This window comes from Inquilinus ginsengisoli, from assembly GCF_050434925.1.
In the GTDB taxonomy this organism is placed as follows: Bacteria; Pseudomonadota; Alphaproteobacteria; order DSM-16000; family Inquilinaceae; genus Inquilinus; species Inquilinus ginsengisoli_B.
The window spans coordinates 3,747,710-3,768,035 of record NZ_JBNDJK010000001.1; the positions used below are offsets into that span (position 1 = coordinate 3,747,710).

Consider the following 20,326-nt stretch of genomic DNA (forward strand, 5'->3'; position numbering starts at 1 on the left):
GCCGGGCCTCTAGCCGGCCGCCGCCTCAGCCTTCGCTTCGGACTCGGCCGGTGCCTGCGACCGGGCGAAGGCGGTCTCCAGCACCGCGGCGATCAGGCAGATGCGCAGCGGTTCGACCAGGATGCCGGGCGTGGTGCCGGACGGGCTGCCGAACAGCAGCGCCAGGCCGTCGCCCAGCACCTGCCAGAGATCGAGCGGGTGCGGCCCGATCAGATGCGTCGCCCCGATCCAAGCCCAATCCGCCGCCCAGCCGATGCCGCGCCAGCCGACGACGAAGACGAGGAGCAGGAACAGGTCGGCGTGCAGCACCAGCCGGATGCTGTTGGCGATCGGCAGATAGCGGCTGCGGTAGCCGCCGATGAAATGGCCGATGAAGTCGCGCAGGAATTTCGGCAGGGCGGCGTAGCGGCTGCCGATGCGCTCCAGCCGCCGGTGCCGCAGCCAGCCCGGATCGGCCCGCAGGTCGTGGCCGTAGATCAGTGCCGCCATGACCAGCCAGATCAGCGGCAGCAGGGCATAGAAGAACAGGCCGGTGGCGACGGCCGACGGATCGGGCGGCGGCTGCTCGATCGGTGCGGCGGCGAAGGCGGTGGAGATCGGGGTCAGCATCGTCTGCAGGATCCGGTCGAGCCACTCCCAGGCGGCGCCGCTGGCCACCCAGGCGATGGCCTCGTCCTTCCACTGCGACAGCACGAACAGGCCGATGAAGACCCAGTTGGTCTCGCACAGCACGATCAGCAGCTTCCAGATCGGGGCGTCGGTGCGGTCGCGCAGCGCCTTGAACAGCCGGCGCAGGATCCAGGTGGCCACCACCGAGACGACGAGCCAGCGGGCGCCGATCGCGTCGAGCAGGTTGGCGCTCTCACCGAAGGGGGCGAGGTTCAGCGACAGCATCGAATATTCGCGGATGGTGTCGTTGAGGAATCCCCAGGCTGCGTAGTAGGCGAAGAACGGCACCAGGGCGATGGTCAGGGTGGTGGCGAAGCCGGTCAGCCGCTGCCGGCGCGTCGGTGTGGTCGGGGCAGGCATGCTGACGGTGTCGGGATCGGGCCCGGTGATCGGCACCGCCGTCCCGGCCGACAGGGCCTGGGCGGCGGCGACGGCCGGCAGCGCCGGCCGCATCAGCAGAAAGCCGAGGACGGTGACGACCAGCTTGGTCAGCACCACCAGCGCCAGCGCGGCCAGGCCGAGGGAGCTGTCGGCGAAGCCGATATGGACCGACAGCAGCAGCAGCTGGTCGTTCAGCAGGAGTCCGACCAGCATGAGCAGCGTCAGCTGCGGCCAGAAGCGCCACCACAGCTTTGCGGTCAGCGCCAGTGGCGCCAGCAACTCCCGATGCATCCGTTCCCCCCACACGCCAACGGCCACACTAACGCGCGACCTGCGTCTTTGTGCCCTATCCGGCCACGATCCGCCCGCCCGACGGACCCGCACCGTCCGGCCGTGTAGCACGGCGGAGGGGGGCCGCCGGATTCAAGGTGACCGATCCATGGATGCTCGCGTCGAGGACCGACAGCGGCCGGTCGAGGAGACTGAAAGGCCTGCCCCGGCGCGACGCCGCGGGCGGCTGGTGTGGGGAACCCTCGGCCTCGCCACCGCGGCGCTGATCGCGGTCGCGACTTGGCACGTGGTCACCGCCCCCGGCGCGCCGCCGGCCCGCGGCGGCCGCTTCGCCGACGCCGCGCCGCAGCCGGTCGGCGTCGCCACCGTGGGCAAGGGCGACATCCGCATCACCCTCGACGCGCTCGGCACCGTCACGCCGCTCGCCACCGTCACGGTCAAGCCGCAGATCGCCGGCCAGCTGACCGAGGTCGGCTTCCAGGAAGGGCAGGTGGTGAAGAAGGGCGACTTCCTGGCCCAGATCGATCCGCGCCCCTACCAGGTGGCGCTGGAGCAGGACCAGGGGCAGCTGGCCAAGGACCAGGCGGTCCTCGCCCAGGCCCAGAGCGACCTGGCCCGCGACCAGCAGATGGTGAAGCAGAACGCCATCTCGCGGCAGCAGGTCGACGACCAGGCTTTCCTGGTGCAGCAGGACCAGGGCATGATCCATTCCGACCAGGCGCAGATCGACGCGCAGAAGCTGAACCTCGACTACGCGCACATCATCTCGCCGGTTGACGGCCGGGTCGGGCTGCGCCAGGTCGATCCCGGCAACTACGTGCAGGTCGGGGACGCGCTGGTCATCGTCACCCAGCTGCACCCGATCTCGGTGGTGTTCTCGCTGCCCGAGGACGACCTGCCGCAGATCCAGGCCCGGCTTCATGCCGGCGCCAGCCTGCCGGTGATCGCCTTCGACCGCTCCGGCACCACCCGGATCGCGACCGGCACGCTGTCGACCCTCGACAACCAGATCGACACCACCACCGGCACGGTCAAGCTGCGCGCCGGCTTCGACAATGCCGACGAGACGCTGTTCCCGAACCAGTTCGTCAACGCCCGGCTGCTGGTGGAGACGCGGCAAGACGTGGTCACCGTCCCCGTCGCCGCAGTCCAGCACGGCGCGCCGGGCGCCTTCGTCTACCTGGTCGGCGCCGGCGACACGGTGGCGGTGCGGCCGATCAAGACCGGCGCCTCCGACGGCGGCATGGTCGCGGTCGAGAACGGCCTTCAGCCCGGCGACCGGGTGGTGGTCGACGGCACCGACCGCCTGCGCGACGGCGCCCATGTCACGGTCGCCGGCGGCGACGGGGCGCAGGCGGCTCCGGCTCCCGCAGACGGCCGGGCAAACCAGCCGCGCCATCGCCAGGGCACCGGCGACGGCAGCCAGGGCCAGCACCGCCGCCGAGACAACCAGACCCAGCAGCCCGCGACAAACCCATGAGCGCCCTCCAGCTGCGGGGGCATCGGATGAACGAGATGGACGTCGGCTCATCGCGTTGCCTCTCCCGCCTGGCGGGAGAGGTCGGACATCCGCCAGGATGTCCGGGTGAGGGCTGGCCTCGGCCTCGACGAAGGACCCTCACCCGGAGCCGCTGCGCGTCTCCGACCTCTCCCGCACGCGGGAGAGGCAACGCGAAAGCCGTGGCGCCGTCCTCCCACCCGGCCGGAGCCCGGCCATGAATCCGTCCCGCCTGTTCATCCTGCGGCCGGTCGGCACCTCGCTGCTGATGGCGGCGATCCTGCTGGTCGGCGCCGTGGCCTACCGCTTCCTGCCGCTGTCGGCCTTGCCGGAGGTCGACTACCCGACCATCCAGGTGCAGACCTTCTACCCGGGGGCCAGCCCGGAGGTGATGACCTCCTCCGTCACTGCGCCGCTGGAGAAGCAGTTCGGCCAGATGCCGGGGCTGAACCAGATGACCTCGGCCAGCTCGGCCGGCGCCTCGGTCGTCACCCTGCAGTTCAACCTCGACCTCAGCCTCGACGTGGCCGAGCAGGAGGTGCAGGCCGCCATCAACGCCGCCGGCAACCTGCTGCCGGGCGACCTGCCGGCACCGCCGATCTACGCCAAGGTCAACCCGGCCGATGCGCCGATCCTGTCGCTGGCCGTCACCTCGAAGACCATCCCGCTGACCGAGCTGCAGAACCTGGTCGACACCCGCCTGGCGCAGAAGATCTCGCAGCAGCCCGGCGTCGGCCTGGTCAGCCTCAGCGGCGGCGCGCGGCCGGCGGTGCGCATCCAGGTGAACCCGCAGGCGCTGGCCGCCTACGGCCTCGCCATCGACGATGTCCGCACCACCCTCGGCAACGTCAACGTCAACACGCCGAAGGGCAATTTCGACGGGCCGGCCCGGTCGTCGACGATCAACGCCAACGACCAGATCACCAAGGCCGAGGACTACAACGACGTGGTCGTGGCCTACCGCAACGGCGCGCCGATCCGCCTGTCCGACGTGGCCACCGTGGTCAGCGGGCCGGAGAACGGCAAGCTCGCCGCCTGGGCCGACACGACACCGGCGATCATCGTCAACATCGAGCGCCAGCCCGGCGCCAACGTGATCGCGGTGGTGGACGGCATCAAGGCGATCCTGCCGCAGCTCGAGACCGCCCTGCCGGCGGCCGCCGAGGTCGCGGTGCTCAGCGACCGCACCGTCACCATCCGCGCCTCGGTCGCCGATGTCGGCTTCGAGCTGATGCTGTCGGTGGCGCTGGTGGTGCTGGTGATCTTCCTGTTCCTGCGCACCGCGGCCGCCACCATCATCCCCAGCCTGTCGGTACCGCTGTCGCTGGTCGGCACCCTGGCGGCGATGTACCTGCTGGGCTTCGGCCTCGACAACCTGTCGCTGATGGCGCTGACCATCGCCACCGGCTTCGTGGTCGACGACGCCATCGTGATGATCGAGAACATCGCCCGCTTCGTCGAGGAGGGTGAGACGCCGCTGCAGGCGGCGCTGAAGGGGGCCGAGCAGATCGGCTTCACCATCATCTCGCTGACCGTGTCGCTGATCGCCGTCCTGATCCCGCTCTTGTTCATGGGCGAGGTCGTGGGCCGGCTGTTCCACGAGTTCGCGGTCACCCTGGCGGTCACCATCGTGATTTCGGCCGTGGTGTCGCTGACCCTGGTGCCGATGCTGTGCGCCAGGCTGCTGCGCCACCGGCCGGCGGCCGAGCGCAGCCGCTTCGATCGCGGCGCCGAGCGCACCTTCGACTGGATCGTCGGCCGGTACGGCCGCGCGCTCGGCTGGGTGCTCGACCACCAGGCCCTGACGCTGCTGGTCGCGTCGGCGACGCTGGGCCTGACGGTCGCGCTTTATGTGGTGATCCCGAAAGGCTTCTTCCCGGAGCAGGACACCGGGATGATCCAGGGCATCTCCGAGGCGGCGCAGACCATCTCCTATGCCGAGATGGCGAAGCATCAATCGGCGCTGGCCGAGGCCATCCTGAAGGATCCGGACGTCGCCGGCCTCAACTCCTTCATCGGCGTCGACGGCACCAACACCACGCTGAACAGCGGTCGCTTCCTGATCAGCCTCAAGCCGCTCGGCCAGCGCAGCGCCACCGCCGGCGCGGTGATCGACCGGCTGCGCGGTGAGGTCGCCGGCGTGCCCGGCATCACCCTCTACCTGCAGCCGGTGCAGGACCTGACGATCGATTCCACCGTCAGCCGCACCCAGTACCAGTTCGTGCTGCAGAACGCCGATCTCGACCAGTTCAAGGACTGGGTGCCGAAGCTGATGCAGCGGCTGCAGCAGGTGCCGGAGATCGCCGACGTCGCCAGCGACTACCTGCAGCAGGGGCTGGCCGTCGACGTGGTGATCGACCGCGCCACCGCCGCCCGCTTCGGCATCACCCCGGCCACGGTCGACAACGCGCTGTACGACGCCTTCGGCCAGCGCATCGTCTCGACCATCTACACCCAGGCCAACCAGTACCGCGTGATCCTGGAAGCCGACCCGTCGCTGCAGCAGTCGCTGGACGGGCTGAAGGCGCTGTACCTGCCGTCCTCGCTGTCCTCCGACGGGCAGGTGCCGCTTTCCGCCATCGTCAAGGTCGAGCAGCGGGCCGGGCCGCTGCAGATCACCCATCTCGGCCAGTTCCCGGCGACGCTGATCTCGTTCAACCTGGCGCCGGGATCGTCGCTCGGCGCCGCGGTCGACGCGATCCAGAAGGCCGAGACCGAGGTCGGCCTGCCCGACAGCTTCGTCACCGCCTTCCAGGGCTCGGCCGCCGCCTTCCAGTCCTCGCTGGTGAACGAGGCGCTGCTGATCCTGGCCGCGATCGCGACCATGTACATCGTGCTGGGCGTGCTCTACGAGAGCTTCATCCATCCCATCACGATCCTGTCCACCCTGCCCTCGGCCGGGGTCGGCGCCTTGCTGGCACTGATGGCGGCGGGGGACGGGCTGGATGTGATCGGGATCATCGGCATCATCCTGCTGATCGGCATCGTCAAGAAGAACGCGATCATGATGATCGACTTCGCGCTGCAGGCCGAGCGCGAGGAGGGCAAGCCGCCGCGCGAGGCGATCTACCAGGCCTGCCTGCTGCGCTTCCGGCCGATCCTGATGACCACCATGGCGGCGCTGCTGGGCGCCCTGCCGCTGATGCTGGGCAGCGGCATGGGCTCCGAGTTGCGCCGGCCGCTCGGCGTCGCGATCGTCGGCGGGCTGGTGGTCAGCCAGCTCTTGACCCTGTTCACCACCCCGGTGATCTACCTGGCCTTCGACCGGCTGGCCGAGCGCATCACCGGCCGCCGCCCACGCTCGCGCTTCACCGAGGGGGAGGAGGGGGCGTGAACCTCTCCGCCCCCTTCATCGCCCGGCCGGTGGCGACCACGCTGCTGACCCTCGGCATCGTCCTGGCCGGCTTCTTCGCCTATCTGAAGCTGCCGGTGTCGCCGCTGCCGCAGGTCGACTTCCCGACCATCTCGGTCTCCGCCTCGCTGCCCGGGGCGAGCCCGGAGACGGTGGCGGCCACGGTGGCAAGCCCGTTGGAGCGGCATCTCGGCGCCATCGCCGACGTCACCCAGATGACCTCGCGCAGCTCGGTCGGCCAGGCCAGCATCACCCTGCAATTCGGCCTGAACCGCGACATCGACGGCGCCGCGCGCGACGTGCAGGCGGCGATCAACGCGGCCCGGGCCGACCTGCCGGCGGCGCTGCGCAGCAACCCGACCTACCGCAAGGTCAATCCGTCCGATGCGCCTGTGCTGATCCTGGCGCTGACCTCGCCGACCCTGACCCGCGGCCAGATCTACGACGCCGCCAGCAATGTGCTGGAGCAGCGGCTGTCGCAGATCGAGGGCATCGGCCAGGTGACGCTGGGCGGCGCCGCCCTGCCGGCGGTGCGGGTCGAGCTGAACCCGCAGGCGCTGGCGCAATACGGCATCGGGCTCGAGGATGTCCGCGCCGCGCTGGCGGCGGCCAACGCCAACAGCCCGAAGGGGTCGATCGAGGAGGCCGGCCGGCATTTCCAGATCTACAGCAACGACCAGGCCAGCCAGGCCGAGGACTACAAGCCGCTTGTGATCGCCGCCCGCAACGGCGCCACGGTGCGGCTGTCCGACATCGCCGATGTCGAGGATTCGGTCGAGGACCTGCGCAATGCCGGCCTGGCCGACGGCAAGCCCGCCGTGCTGGTGCTGCTGTTCCGCGAGCCCGGGGCCAACATCATCGACACGGTCGACCGGGTGAAGGCCGAGCTGCCGCATCTGCGCGCGGCGATGCCCCGGGACATCGAGATCACCCCGGCGGCCGACCGCACCGGCACCATCCGCGCCTCGCTGAACGACACCCAGCTGACGCTGCTGATCTCGGTGGCGCTGGTGATGCTGGTGGTGTTCGCCTTCCTGCGCGACCCGCGCGCCGCGATCATCCCGGCGGTGGCGGTACCGGTCTCGATCATCGGCACCTTCGGCGCCATGTACCTGGTCGGCTACAGCCTCGACAACCTGTCGCTGATGGCGCTGACCATCGCCGCCGGCTTCGTGGTCGACGACGCCATCGTGGTGCTGGAGAACATCTCCCGCCATGTCGAGGCCGGCATGCCGCGGCGCCAGGCGGCCTTGCGCGGCGCGCGCGAGGTCGGCTTCACCGTGCTGTCGATCAGCATCTCGCTGGTCGCGGTGTTCATTCCGATCCTGCTGATGGGCGGGCTGGTCGGCCGGATCTTCCGCGAATTCGCGCTGACCCTCTCGATCGCCATCGGCGTGTCGATGGCGATCTCGCTGACCACCACGCCGATGCTGTGCGCCCTGCTGCTGTGCCGCCGGCCCCGCCGGCCCGACAGCGGGCCCGGACCGCTGGCCCGGGTGATGCGGGCCTATGAGCGGACCCTGGGCTGGGCGCTGCGCCATAGCGGCTTCGTGGTCCTGGTGCTGTTCGGCGTGGTCTGCCTGAACGTCGCGCTGTTCGCCGTGATCCCGAAGGGCTTCTTCCCGGAGCAGAGCACCGGCCGGCTGGTCGGCGGCATCGTCGCCGACCAGAGCATCTCGTTCCAGCTGATGCAGCAGAAGCTGGGGCAGCTGATGGACATCGTCCGCGCCGACCCGGCGGTCGACAGCGTCGTCGGCTTCACCGGCGGCGGGGGCGGCGGCCGGTCGCAGACCAACACCGGCCAGGTCTTCGTCACGCTGAAGCCGCTGTCTCAGCGCGGCATCGGCGACGACGACGTCATCGCTCGCCTGCGCGACAAGCTGGCCGTGGTGCCCGGCGGCCGGCTGTTCCTGGTCTCGGCCCAGGACATCCGCGCCGGCGGCCGGCAGAGCAACGCCGCCTACCAGTACACGCTGCAGTCGGATTCCTCAGCCGAGCTGCAGGATTGGGGGCCGAAGCTGCTGCAGGCGCTGCAGGCCAGCCCGGTGCTGGCCGACGTCAACTCCGACCAGCAACAGAAGGGGCTGGAGACCGACATCGTCATCGACCGCGACACCGCCGCCCGCCTGGGCATCACGCCGCAGCAGATCGACAACACCCTCTACGACGCCTTCGGCCAGCGCCAGGTCTCGACCATCTACAGCGCCATCAACCAGTACCACGTGGTGATGGAGGTGGCGCCGCAGTATTGGCAGAGCCCGGAGACGCTGAAGGACCTCTACATCAGCACCTCGGGCGGCAGTGCCGGCGGCACCGCCAGCACCAACGCGCCGGCCAGCGCCACCGGCACCGGCGCCGCCAGCCTGGCGGCGCAGTCCGCCGCCAACGCCAACACCAATGCGCTGGCCAATGCCGGCCGCAAGGGCACGTCGAGCGGCGCCGCGGTCAGCATTGCGGCGGAGACGATGGTGCCGCTGTCGGCGATCAGCCATGTCGGCCCGGGCAACACGCCGCTCTCGGTCAACCACCAGGGCCTGTTCGCGGCGACGACGATCTCGTTCAATCTGGCGCCGGGCAAGTCGCTCAGCGACGCCGCGGCGGCGGTGCAGCAGGCGATGGTGGCGCTGCACGTCCCGGCCACCATCCATGGCAGCTTCCAGGGCACCGCCCAGGTGTTCCAGAGCTCGTTGAGCGACGAGCCGATCCTGATCCTGGCGGCGCTGGCGGCGGTCTACATCGTGCTCGGCATCCTCTACGAGAGCACGATCCACCCGCTCACCATCCTGTCGACCCTGCCCTCGGCGGGCGTGGGCGCGGTGCTGGCGCTGATGCTGTTCGACACCGAGTTCAGCCTGATCGCGATGATCGGCGTCATCCTGCTGATCGGCATCGTCAAGAAGAACGCGATCATGATGATCGACTTCGCGCTGGAGGCGGAGCGCAGCCGCGGCCTGGCCCCGCGCGAGGCGATCCTGCAGGCCAGCCTGCTGCGCTTCCGGCCGATCCTGATGACGACGATGGCGGCGATCTTCGGCGCCGTGCCGCTGGCCATCGGCTTCGGCGCCGGCAGCGAGCTGCGCCAGCCGCTGGGCATCGCCATCGTCGGCGGGCTGATCGTCAGCCAGGTGCTGACGCTCTACACCACCCCGGTCCTGTACCTGGTGCTCGACCGCTTCCGGCACTGGGCGCGGGGTCGGTGGGCACGGGCGTTCCCGCGGCTGGCCGGCAGCGCGCCGGAGGCGGCGGAGTAGGCGTCTGCTCAGCGGCCGGACAGCTTCAGGATATCCTCCGGATACCGCGGCCCCTGGACCTCGATCCTGGAGGCGGCCTGCTCGATCTCGCGCAGGTCGTCGGCCGACAGCACGACCGCGACCGAGCCGAGATTTTCCTCCAGGCGCTCGAGCTTCCGGGTGCCCGGGATCGGCACGATCCAGGGCTTCTGAGCCAGCAGCCAGGCGAGCGCGACCTGCGCCGGCGTCGCGCCCTTGCGATCGGCGACCGCGCGGAGCAGGTCGACCAGGGCCTGGTTCGCCCGGCGGGCCTCCGGCTCGAACCGCGGGATGCGGCTGCGAAGGTCCGCGCTGTCGAAGGTTGTGGCGTCGTCGATCCTGCCGGTCAGGAAGCCCTTGCCCAGCGGGCTGTAGGGCACCAGGCCGATCCCGAGCTCCTCGATCACCGGGATCACGTCGGCCTCCGGCTCCCGCGTCCACAGCGAGTACTCGCTCTGCAGCGCGGTGACCGGCTGGACGGCATGCGCCCGGCGGATCGATTGCACGCCGGCTTCGGACAGGCCGAAATGCCTGGCCTTGCCCTGCTGGATCAACTCCTTGACCGCCCCGGCGACATCCTCCATCGGCACGTCGGGGTCGACCCGATGCTGGTACAGCAGGTCGATGCGATCGGTCCGGAGCCGCCTCAGCATGCCTTCGACTGCAGCCTTGATGTGGTCGGGTCGGCTGTTCAGGCCGCCGAGGCGCCTGCCGGTGTCCAGGTCGATGTCGTGGCCGAACTTGGTGGCGATCACCACCTGGTCGCGGACCGGGACCAGGGCCTCGCCGACGATCTCCTCATTGGTGAACGGACCATAGGTCTCGGCGGTATCGAAGAAGGTGACGCCGCGCTCGACGGCGGCCCGGATCAGGGCGATCAGGGCCTGCCTGTCCGCGATCGGGCCATAGCCCATGCAGCCCAGCCCCAGCGCCGAGACCTCGAGGCCGGCTTGTCCAAGCGTGCGCGTCTGCATGTCGTCCTCCGGTGAGTTGAGCTGGAGTCTAAGGTGTGGCCCGCCTGCGACTAGGCGCTATAATCCGCAAGGATATATAAGCAGGGCCTCTGAATGCAGCGCGGCAGCCTGGACGATCTCGTGGCCCTCGTCGCCGTCGCGCGGGAGCGGAGCTTCACCAAGGCGGCGGCGAAGCTGGGCGTCTCGCAATCGGCGCTGAGCCAGACCATCCGCCAGCTCGAGACCCGGCTCGGCATCCGGCTCCTGACCCGCACCACGCGCAGCGTCGGGCTGACCGAGGCGGGGGAGCGCCTGCTGCACACCGTGGAGCCGCGGCTGGAGGAGATCGAGGCCGGGCTGGCCGCGGTCAGCGAGCTGCGGGACAAGCCGGCCGGCACCATCCGGATCACCGCCGGTGACCATGCGATCCGGTCGATCCTGTGGCCGAAGCTGGAGACATTCCTGCCCCGGTATCCCGACATCAAGGTCGAGCTGGTCAGCGACTACGGGCTGACCGATATCGTCGCGGAGCGCTACGACGCCGGCGTGCGCTGGGGCGAGCAGGTGGCCCAGGACATGATCGCGGTGCGCATCGGTCCCGATCTCGGCTTCGCCGTCGTCGGCGCGAAATCCTACTTCGCCAAACGGCCGCCGCCGCGGACGCCGCAGGACCTGGTCGGGCACAGCTGCATCAATCTGCGCCTGCCGACCCATGGCGGCCTCTACGCCTGGGAGTTCGAGCGCGACGGCCGCGAGGTCAGGGTGCGGGTGGAAGGCCAGCTCGTCTTCAACGGCATCTTCCAGATCCTCGACGCCGCGCTGGCCGGCTTCGGCCTGGCCCATGTGCCGGAGGACCTGGCGCGGCCCCACCTCGCCAGGGGCCGTCTGCAGCGCGTGCTCGAAGACTGGTGCCCGCCCTGGTCAGGCTATCACCTGTATTACCCGAGCCGGCGCCAACCCTCCGCCGCCTTCGCCCTGCTGGTGGACGCCCTGCGCCACCGGGGTTGACGTCGCGGGCGGCGCTGGCTGCGCCGCCGCTCGGCATCCCATCGCCGGCGGCCTCGTTTGTGTGCTCTTCCAACTGCGAGAGGGCGATAACTGCCGATTCCAATATTCAATTAACTAAACAAAATGTTCATTGCGCGATGTTTTCACTCCAATCATAATGTCTTCTGTATCCAGAAGGAGGTCAGCATGCCAACCGATCGTGGAATTTTCACCAATATTGATGATATGCGTCAATATTCTATCGGTTCAACAACTGATTTTGATTCTGTGTACGTAGAAGGATATTACGCTGCGGGAGATGGAGGCGGAGGGCACTTTTTTTGGAAGGGTGATGCTGCCATCAGCTTTGCCGGCAACATTACCTCTGGCTCAAATCTCATTCAGAACGCCACCAATGTTTCCCAGCTCCGCGTGTGGATGGAGGTCAGCGGTCAGGGCGTACCGGGGTTTCCGGCTAAAACGCGCATTACGGCAATCTCCGGTACAACCGTCACGCTTTCGCTGTCGGCGACTGAGACCGCGACAGGCCGCACTTTTGCCGTGGCCGACGACGGTATCTCTTTTCGACCGAACGCTCTTGCTTTGCCGGACAGCAAAGGTCGCTGGTTGCGGATCGTCGAAGACGACGAGCCTTACAGTGTCAAATGGTTCGGCGCCAAGGGAGATGGTTTGGCCGATGATGGCCCCGCCATCATGGCCACGATCAACGCCAGCCTTCCGAGCGGCAAGTTCGTCCGCCTCCCGAAGGGCAGCTATGGGGTGACGGCGCCGATTTACCTGAACGGCAACGCGTGGGTGAACAATGGCAAGCCCATGGCGGGCGAGCAGCCGTTCGTCCGAGCCTTCTTCGGCGATGTCTTTGCCAATTTCAGCGCCCGCATCTTCGCGCTGCCCGGCTTCACGGGCGAGGCGGTGCTGTTCGGCCGGAATGCGGCTTTCCGGGCAGTCAAGAACCTCCATGTCGACGCCGCCAACATTGCCGATGTAGCCATCGATATCTCCTGGATCGGCACAGCCAGCGGTTCCGGCGGCGTGGCGCCGTCCTGCATCAACGAATTCACCGGCTGGCTGGCCGAGAACGCGATCGTCAAAGGCATCGTCGTCGACGGCGCGGCCGACAGCCTGGTGCAGAACCTCAACTATCGTGGCGGCACCCCGCAGATCGGTTTCTCTCTGCGACTGCCCGGTGGCGGGATCTGGGCGAACAATATTCACATCCATCGGGGACGTACCGAGATCGAAGCTCAGAATGCCAGAATCTCCGACAGCGTCTTGCTGAACGGCGTGCAGATCGTCGGCCAGGCATTGGATCTTCTGGAATTCACTTCCTGTCAGTTCTCGACCGACCCGACGAATGGGTGGACGATCTACTCGAACCCGACTGCCAACCCGGAAATCGGGCCGACGATCAGCCCCTTTGCGATCAATTTTACCTCTTGTTTCTTCCTCGGCGGTGCGACGCACACGTACTATTTTGCCGGCTCCTGGTCGACCGGGGCAAAGTTCACCGCTTGCCACTTCGGGAAGCGTGAATATTTTGACACGGTCACGACGACTGTGCCCGGCAAATGGGTGCCTCTGGGCGGATCGACCCGTCCGCCTGTGTTCGACTTCGATCACTGCACCTTCGAGGGCGGCGATGGCGTGCCTTCGGGCGAGCCGATTGCATTTCCCGTGTCAGTCCCCGGAAAGGTTCTTGTCGGGACTTACGCTTGCCGCCGAGGAGACGGCATTGTCATTTCGCGCCGAGACTTCCCCGGTGACGTGAGGCTGACCGGCGGCTTCTTCGAAGACACCACCGCCGATGGCATTGCCGCTGCCGGCACAACGCTGGCTACGGCAACCCCGTTGACTGCCGGCCTCAACAACATCACGTCGACGACAGCCGGGTCGGCGGAGGGTGTCGTGCTGCCAACCCCGGCCCCTGGCCGCCGGGTCAGCGTGTGGAACAACTCGACGAACAATCTGAAGGTCTACCCGGTCGCCGGGACCTCGCTCAACGGATCAGCCGTGCCGCTCACTCTGGCGCCAGGGCAGAACCGGAATTTCCGGGCGATCATCGCGACGAGATGGCTGCTGGACTGATGACGAGCAGCTCAGCAGGGCTTCGTGGCTGATATGAATCCCTGCTGAGCGTCCGCGTCATGCGGTCGTGAGGAGAAGGATGGGGCGGGCCCGGCTCGCCCCATCCGGCCGGTTCGTCGAGGCGCCGGCTCGTTGCTTGCGAAATCGGACGCTGGGGCGGCCCGACGCTACGGCAGGTCGACGATCTCCACCCAGTTGGCGTCGCGGCCCACCGGATACCGGCCCACCGGCGTCAGGGCGCCGCTCGCCTTGTCGATCCGATAGACCGACAGCCGGTCCGATTTCTCGCCCGAGGCGACGAGCCAGGTTCCGCTCGCATCGATCCGGATGCCGCGCGGCTGCGTCTCCGTGGGGGTGTTGCCGACATAGGTCGGTTTCCCGGTGGCGGGGTCGACCGAGAGCAGCGCGATCCGGCTGGTCGTCCGCTCGGTGGCGTAGAGGAAGCGGCCGTCGGGCGTGGCTTGCAGATCCGCGGCCCAGATCTTCGGCTTGTCGCTGGCCGGCGCTCCCGGCGGCGTGCCCGGCACCAGGCCGGCCTCCGCCGGCACCGTGCCGGTGCTGTCGAGCAGGGTCAGCGTTCCCTTCTCCTGGTCGACCGCGAAGCGGAGGACGTTGCCGGACAGCTCGCACAGCACATAGAGCTGCCTGTCGTCCGGCGACAGGACCGGGTGGCGCGGGCCGTCGCCGGCCGTCGTCTTGACCACCGGCGGATCGTTCGGCGTCAGCTTGCCGGTGGCGGCATCGAAGCGGAACTGGACGATCTGGTCGCTGCCGAGATTGGTGGCGTAGACGAAGCGGTTGGTCCGGTCGGCGCGGATCGCATGGGCGTTCTTGCCGGTCGGGATCACCTGACTCGCCTCCGCCTTCACCAGCCCGTCCGCATCGATCGGGCTCACCGCGACCTTGTCGCCGCCATAGGAGGCGGTGAACAGGAAGCGGCCGGTGGCGTCGGTCGAGACATAGGCCATGCTGTCGGGCAGCGGCGCGGTCGCCTCCTGCCGCAGCGCACCGCTGGCGGGATCGATGGCATAGGTCAGGACCGCGAAGGGCTCCGACCGGAGCACGGCGTAGAGATGCCGCTTGTCCGGGCTGAGCGTCATCGGCATCACCTTCGGCCCGGCCGGGGTCTTGCCGAGCGGCGTCAGCGCGCCGGTCGCCCGGTCCAGGGCATAGCTGTCGATGTCCCCGTCATCCGCATTGGAGACATAGACGAAGGACTTCGCAGCCGCCGGCGCCGCGCCGAATGCGGTGAGCGATGACGCCATGACGAAGACTCCTGCGAACAGCTTCAACGCACTGTGCATGATCCCTCCCTGAGAGGCGACGGGCACCTCGGTGCCTCTATTCCCCTCGGCAGGGTCTATGGCCCCGGTCTCGCCGTCCAAGCTGAAACGGGTATCGATCGATGCCGTCCGCGCATCGATCCGCGCCGGCAGCCGGCGGCTCACTCCGGCAGGCCGGCCTTCCGGAACCCGTCGAGAATCATGTCCCGGGACGTGGCGTCCCTGAGCGGCAGGCACTCCCGCAGCGCCGAAACGGTCATTCCGGGCGCCAGGGGCAGAAACTTGCCAAGCGCCGCCTGCGCCTCCGGCAGCCGGTCGAGCTGGACACAGGCGGGGATCAGGGCCCAGTAGGGCGTGTCCCAGCCGGGGTTGAGCGCGGCCGACCGTTGGGCCAGCTCCAGGGCCTTGGCGGGGCGGCCGCTGAACAGATGGGCCAGTCCGGCGACCGTCAGGAACATGAAATAGCCGGGATCCAGCGGACCCAGCGCCATGGCCCGCTCCGCCAGCACCAGCCCGGCTTCGGGATCGCCGCCGCAGACCAGCGCGGTGCCGGCCAGGAAGTTGACCTGCCCCGAACCGGGGTTGCGCTCGACCGCGCGACGCACGCCGTCGAGGCCGGCGCCATAGTCCCGCCCGGCCATGACGAGGACGAAGCTGGCGACGACCAGCGCCAGGGGATCGTCGCTGCCGGCGGCGGCGGCCCGGCGGGCCAGCGCGACGGCGGTCCCCAGATCGTCGGCGCCGACGGCCGGCCACGCCCGCGACAGCCGTTGCTCCAGGCACCACGCGGCATGGGCCAGCGCCGGGGCGTAGGTCGGCTCGAGCTCGATCGCCTTGGTCAGCAGGCCATAGCCCAGCAGGTTCTCGTCCGGGCGCATGGCGTACACATGCGGCAGCGCCCGGAGATAGAGGTCATAGGCGTCGAGATTCTCGGTGGGCTTGCGGCGCGCGCGCTCGATCTCCGCCTTCAGCACCGTCGGTTCGATCGCGCCGACGACGCTGGCGGTGATCTTGTCCTGCAGGTCGAACACATCCTGCAGGTTGCCGTCGAACCGCTCCGCCCACAGATGGGCGCCGGTCGCCGCGTCGATCAGCTGGCCGGTGATGCGCAGCCGGTTGCCGGATTTGCGGACGCCGCCTTCGAGCACGTAGCGCACGCCCAGCTCGCGGGCCACCTGGCGCACATCAACCGCCCGACCCTTGTAGATGAAGGTCGAATTGCGCGCGATCACCGCCAGCTGGTTGAAGCGCGACAGCGCGGTGATGATGTCCTCGACCATGCCGTCGACGAAGTATTCCTGCTCCGGGTCGCCCGACATGTTGGTGAAGGGCAGCACCGCGATCGACGGCTTCCCCGACAGCGGCGCCGCCGCGGCGGGCGCGGCCGGTTTGGGCTGCGGCGCGGGATCGGCACCCGCTGCGGCGCCGACCTGCAGCGAATAGATCCGCATCGGATCGGCGATGTTCTTGAGCTGGGTGCTGCCGAGATCGCTGACCGAAAGGTCGAGCCGCGCCTTGACCTGGCGATAGGCGTCCTCGGACAGGCAGATGGCGCCGGGCGCCGCCACGCTCTGCAGCCGCGCGGCGATGTTCACCCCATCGCCCATCAGGTCGCCGTCGCTCTCCTCGACGACGTCGCCGAGATGGATGCCGATCCGGAACACGATCCGCCGGTCCTCCGGCACGCCGGCATTGCGCTCGACCATGGCGCGCTGCACCTCGATCGCGCAGCGCACGGCGTCGACGACGCTGCGGAACTCGACCAGCGACCCGTCGCCCGTCCGCTTCACCACGCGCCCCTGGTGCACGGCGATGGTCGGGTCGATCAGGTCGCTGCGCAAGGCGCGCAGCCGCGCCAGGGTGCGGTCTTCGTCCGCCCCGGCGAGCCGGCTGAAGCCGACCACGTCGGCGGCCAGGATCGCCGCCAGCTTGCGATGGTCGCTCATGGCCTCGGGTCCAGCCCTCCCTCAGCGGCAGCAGGCCGACGGGGCCGCTGCCATAAATCCATATGCAGTATACGCCTCAAATTCGATCGTTGCGCATTGCGTCGTCAAGAACCGGTTCGGGCCGGCCCTGTCGGCCCACCATGTGCCCGCGATCTGGCACCATGACGCGAAGGCATTGGGCCCGACGCCGCCGCCGCCGCCAGGATGCAGCCTCTGCGTCCCCGGGAGCGAATGCGGTGTCGGCAAGGCTGTGGGTGTTGACGATCATGGCGGCGGTGGCTCTGGCCCTGCCGGCCGCGGCGCAGGAGCCGCAGCGGGTGGTGCCGGTGGCGGTGCGCGTGATCCCGCCGATGGTCGAACAGACCAACGGCCAGCTCAGCGGCTTCAGCATCGACCTGTGGAACGCGATCGCCAGCCGCCGCCACTGGACCACCGCCTTCACGGTGGTGCCCAGCGTCCAGGCCCAGCTCGCCGCCGTATCCGCCAGGGCGGCCGATGTCGGGGTCGGCGCGATCTCGATCACCGCCGAGCGCATCACCGATTACGACTTCTCGCAGCCGATCCTGAATGCCGGCCTCGGCATCCTGACGCGCAGCCAGCGGCCGGGGCGCGAGGCCAACGCCTTCGGCAGCCTGCTGCACTTGCTGCTGTCGCCCGCGGTGCTGGTCTGGCTCGGCATCGCCGGGCTGCTGACGATCATCCCGGCGCATATCGTCTGGTTCGTCGAACGCGGCCAGCCGGACGGCATCATTGGCACCCGGCGCTATTTCCCGGGGATCTTCCAGGCCTTCTTCTGGGGCCTCGGCACCCTGGCCACCCAGGCGGATGCGATGCCGCGCCACTGGATTTCCCGCGGCGTCGCGGTGCTGTGGATGTTCACCGGCGTGGTCTTCGTCGCCTTCTACACGGCGACGCTGACGGCCAGCCTGACGGTCCAGCAGATCCGGCAGGAGATCAACGGCCCCGGTGACCTGCCGGGCAAGGCGGTCGGCACCGTCGGCGGCACCACCTCGGCCCGCTATCTCGGCGCCGCCGGCATCCAGTCCGTGGCCTTCGCCAATGCCGAGGACGCGTACCAGGCCCTGATCGACGACCAGGTCGACGCCGTGGTCTATGACGCGCCGGTGCTGCAATACATCGCCGCGCATAAGGGGCTGGGGCGCGCCGGCCTGGCCGGGCCGGTGTTCCAGCCCGAGGATTACGGCTTCGTCTTCCGCAACGACAGCGACCTGCGCCGCGACGTCGACGCCGCCCTGCTGTCGATGCGCCAGGACGGCAGCTACGAGGAGTTGCGCCAGCGCTGGTTCGGCAAGGGGTAAGGGAGGGGACGGCGCCGGCCGCATTCGATCCTTTTGCCGTCATTGCTGGGCGGCGGTACTCTCTCCTGGCGGAATGGGAGGCCAGATGGACTACCAGCAACTCTGGGAACAGCTGGAGACGTTGCTGGAAACGGCGCTTGAACGAGAGCAATCCCGCCTTCCCGCGGGGAGCGTGAGCGATATACGGCACTTCATCGACCATCGTGAATACGGGCTGGCATGGGATGAGTTGGCCGCGGCTCTCTCGGAGCTGAATTTGACGCCGAGCGAACACACCAAGGCGGCTATGCAGCAAGCAGCCAGCCTCATGTACCCTGAGGGCCGGTAACCGTCCTTTTCGGTCGTGACTCCGACTGCTCCGGATCGCCGCGGGCTCTACACTGGAAACAGGTGCCGCGCCAGGAAGTCGACGAACACCCGCAGCTTGGGCGAAGGGTAGCGGCTGGACGGCCACAGCAGGCGGAACACGCCCTCATGCGCGGTGTGGTCGGCCAGCACCACCGCCAGCCTTCCCTCTTCGATTTGCCGGCGGATGGCGAAGTCCGGCAGGCAGGCGATGCCCAGCCCCTGTTCGGCTAGGGCGATCAGCGGCTCGATCGTGTTCGCCACCGCCGTGCTCGGCAGCGCTACCTCGCCACGCAGCGGCCAGGGCTCGAACTTGCCGCTGGTGGCGAAGCGGTGCTGCAGGCAGGCATGGCCGGTCAGCTCCTCCGGGCTCCGCGGCACGCCGCGGCGCGCGAGATAGCCGGGTGCCGCGACCAGCTGCAGCCGGAACACGCCCAGGAAGCGGCTCATCAGCCGGGAATCGCTGACCTCGCCGGCGCGGATCACGGCATCGAAACCCTCCTCGATCACATCCACCAGCCGGTCGGTGAAGTCGAGGTCCAGCTCGATTTCGGGATAGGCCTGCATGAAGGCGCCGAGGGTCGGCATCATCAGCATGCCGGCCAGCGGCAGGCTGACCCGCAGCCGGCCGCGCGGCGTGCCTTGGGTCTGCGCCAGCTCGGTCTCGGCGGTCTCGATCTCACTGAAGATCCGCCGGCAGCGCTCCAGGAACAGCGCCCCCTCCGGCGTCAGCGTCACCGAGCGGGTCGAGCGGTGCAGCAGCCGCACGCCCAGCCGCTGCTCCAGCCGCGCCACCGCCTTGCCGATGGCGGAGGAGGAGACCCCGAGCTGCCGCCCCGCCGCTGTGAAGCTGCGCGCCTCGGCGGCGCGGACGAAGGCGTCGAGCGCGCCCAGGCTGTCGGTGTGCCGCATGGTCATTCCGGACATTCAGATCCCAAGTGTCCGGAACTCTAGCCCAATTCTCCGGAATGCGCCGCGGCCTCACCTTGTCGGCAGTCATCGACCGCAGGAGGCAGATATGGACGCACCTCAGCATCACGACCGGTTCCCGTATTCCGCCATCGTCGACCGGCCGCCCTTGCGCTGGCCGAACGGCGCCCGGGTCGCGGTCTGGGTCACCCCGAACATCGAGCATTTCCTGTTCGACCGGCCGTCCAGCGCGATCAACCCGCACACCAATGGCCTGGTCCCCGACGTGCTGAACTATTCCTGGCGCGACTACGGCGTCCGGGTCGGCATCTGGCGGCTGATGGAGGTGATGGCGAAGCACGGCGTAAGAGGCACGGTAGCGCTCAACTCCGACGTCGTCCGGCACTATCCGCGCATCATCGAGGCGGGGCAGGGACTCGGCTGGGAGTGGATGGGCCATGGCGAGACCAACTCCACCCTGATCCACGCCCAGCCGGAGGCGGAGGAGCGGCACATCATCCGCCGCGTGGTCGACACCATCGAGCAGGCCACCGGCCGGCGGCCGCGCGGCTGGCTCAGCCCGGCGCTGACGGAATCGCACCGCACGCTCGACCTGCTGGCCGAGGCCGGCATCGACTACGTCGCCAACTGGGTCAATGACGAGCAGCCCTATCCGATGCGGGTGAAGAGCGGTTCGATGCTGTCGCTGCCCTATTCGATCGAGATCAACGACTTCAACGCCTTCCTCTTCCAGGGCCAGACCGGCGAGCAGTTCGCGCAGACGATCCGCGACCAGTTCGACGTGCTGTACGAGGATGGCGCCGTGACTGGCCGGGTGATGGGCATCGCCCTGCACCCGTTCCTGATCGGCCACCCGCACCGGGCCCGGCATTTCGCCAAGGCGCTCGCCCATATCGCCGCGCATGACGAGGTCTGGCTCGCCACCGGCAGCGAGATCGCCGACTGGTACCGGGCGAACTGTCAGGAGCGCTGAGCACCCCAAGCCGAAAGCTGGGCC

Annotated in this window: 13 protein-coding genes; 8 read left to right on the plus strand and 5 right to left on the minus strand. The window is 68.8% G+C overall.

The window, feature by feature from the left end; genetic code table 11:
• Nucleotides 1–9: 9 nt before the first annotated feature.
• On the minus strand, nucleotides 10–1,341 hold the full coding sequence (locus tag QFZ27_RS17845) for a hypothetical protein (protein WP_429227727.1): 1,332 nt from the start codon (nucleotides 1,339–1,341) through the stop codon (nucleotides 10–12).
• Between the two features lie 148 nt (nucleotides 1,342–1,489).
• Here QFZ27_RS17845 and QFZ27_RS17850 point away from each other — a divergent pair, with 148 nt between their 5' ends.
• From QFZ27_RS17850 to QFZ27_RS17860, 3 genes are all read left to right on the plus strand, one after another.
• A complete protein-coding gene (locus tag QFZ27_RS17850; RefSeq protein WP_429227728.1) occupies nucleotides 1,490–2,821 on the plus strand; it encodes an MdtA/MuxA family multidrug efflux RND transporter periplasmic adaptor subunit in 1,332 nt (443 codons plus the stop codon).
• Nucleotides 2,822–3,056: 235 nt separating this feature from the next.
• Nucleotides 3,057–6,173 carry an MdtB/MuxB family multidrug efflux RND transporter permease subunit gene (locus tag QFZ27_RS17855; RefSeq protein WP_429227729.1) on the plus strand — a complete coding sequence of 1,039 codons (3,117 nt, stop codon included), beginning with the start codon at nucleotides 3,057–3,059 and terminating at the stop codon, nucleotides 6,171–6,173.
• A complete protein-coding gene (locus tag QFZ27_RS17860) occupies nucleotides 6,170–9,442 on the plus strand; it encodes an efflux RND transporter permease subunit (protein ID WP_429227730.1) in 3,273 nt (1,090 codons plus the stop codon). Before QFZ27_RS17855 ends, QFZ27_RS17860 begins: the two co-directional genes overlap by 4 nt.
• A gap of 8 nt (nucleotides 9,443–9,450) precedes the next feature.
• Here QFZ27_RS17860 and QFZ27_RS17865 read toward each other — a convergent pair whose 3' ends face one another.
• A complete protein-coding gene (locus QFZ27_RS17865) occupies nucleotides 9,451–10,434 on the minus strand; it encodes an aldo/keto reductase (RefSeq protein ID WP_429227731.1) in 984 nt (327 codons plus the stop codon).
• Nucleotides 10,435–10,527: 93 nt separating this feature from the next.
• Between QFZ27_RS17865 and QFZ27_RS17870 the strand changes: the two genes are divergently transcribed.
• Both QFZ27_RS17870 and QFZ27_RS17875 read left to right on the plus strand, forming a co-directional pair.
• The gene (locus tag QFZ27_RS17870) at nucleotides 10,528–11,421 is read left to right on the plus strand and encodes a LysR family transcriptional regulator (RefSeq protein ID WP_429227732.1); all 894 of its coding nucleotides are present in this window, start codon (nucleotides 10,528–10,530) and stop codon (nucleotides 11,419–11,421) included.
• 186 nt (nucleotides 11,422–11,607) lie between these two features.
• Complete coding sequence (locus QFZ27_RS17875) at nucleotides 11,608–13,506, plus strand: glycosyl hydrolase family 28-related protein (RefSeq protein ID WP_429227733.1); 1,899 nt, start codon at nucleotides 11,608–11,610, stop codon at nucleotides 13,504–13,506.
• A 167-nt stretch (nucleotides 13,507–13,673) separates the two neighbouring features.
• On the opposite strand, the gene QFZ27_RS17880 is transcribed toward QFZ27_RS17875, so the two are convergent.
• Both QFZ27_RS17880 and QFZ27_RS17885 read right to left on the minus strand, forming a co-directional pair.
• Entirely contained in the window at nucleotides 13,674–14,771 is a 1,098-nt protein-coding gene (locus tag QFZ27_RS17880) for a lactonase family protein (protein WP_429227734.1), read from the minus strand.
• Nucleotides 14,772–14,950: 179 nt separating this feature from the next.
• Nucleotides 14,951–16,735 (minus strand): adenylate/guanylate cyclase domain-containing protein, encoded by a 1,785-nt coding sequence (locus tag QFZ27_RS17885; RefSeq protein ID WP_429227735.1) that lies wholly within the window; start codon nucleotides 16,733–16,735, stop codon nucleotides 14,951–14,953.
• A 236-nt stretch (nucleotides 16,736–16,971) separates the two neighbouring features.
• Here QFZ27_RS17885 and QFZ27_RS17890 point away from each other — a divergent pair, with 236 nt between their 5' ends.
• Both QFZ27_RS17890 and QFZ27_RS17895 read left to right on the plus strand, forming a co-directional pair.
• A complete protein-coding gene (locus QFZ27_RS17890; protein ID WP_429227736.1) occupies nucleotides 16,972–18,054 on the plus strand; it encodes a transporter substrate-binding domain-containing protein in 1,083 nt (360 codons plus the stop codon).
• 85 nt (nucleotides 18,055–18,139) lie between these two features.
• Nucleotides 18,140–18,382: a MafI family immunity protein gene (locus tag QFZ27_RS17895; RefSeq protein WP_429227737.1), complete on the plus strand. Its 243-nt coding sequence runs from the start codon at nucleotides 18,140–18,142 to the stop codon at nucleotides 18,380–18,382.
• Between the two features lie 47 nt (nucleotides 18,383–18,429).
• Here QFZ27_RS17895 and QFZ27_RS17900 read toward each other — a convergent pair whose 3' ends face one another.
• Entirely contained in the window at nucleotides 18,430–19,317 is an 888-nt protein-coding gene (locus tag QFZ27_RS17900) for a LysR family transcriptional regulator (RefSeq protein WP_429227738.1), read from the minus strand.
• A 100-nt stretch (nucleotides 19,318–19,417) separates the two neighbouring features.
• Between QFZ27_RS17900 and QFZ27_RS17905 the strand changes: the two genes are divergently transcribed.
• Nucleotides 19,418–20,302: a polysaccharide deacetylase family protein gene (locus QFZ27_RS17905; protein ID WP_429227739.1), complete on the plus strand. Its 885-nt coding sequence runs from the start codon at nucleotides 19,418–19,420 to the stop codon at nucleotides 20,300–20,302.
• The last annotated feature ends 24 nt before the right edge of the window (nucleotides 20,303–20,326 follow it).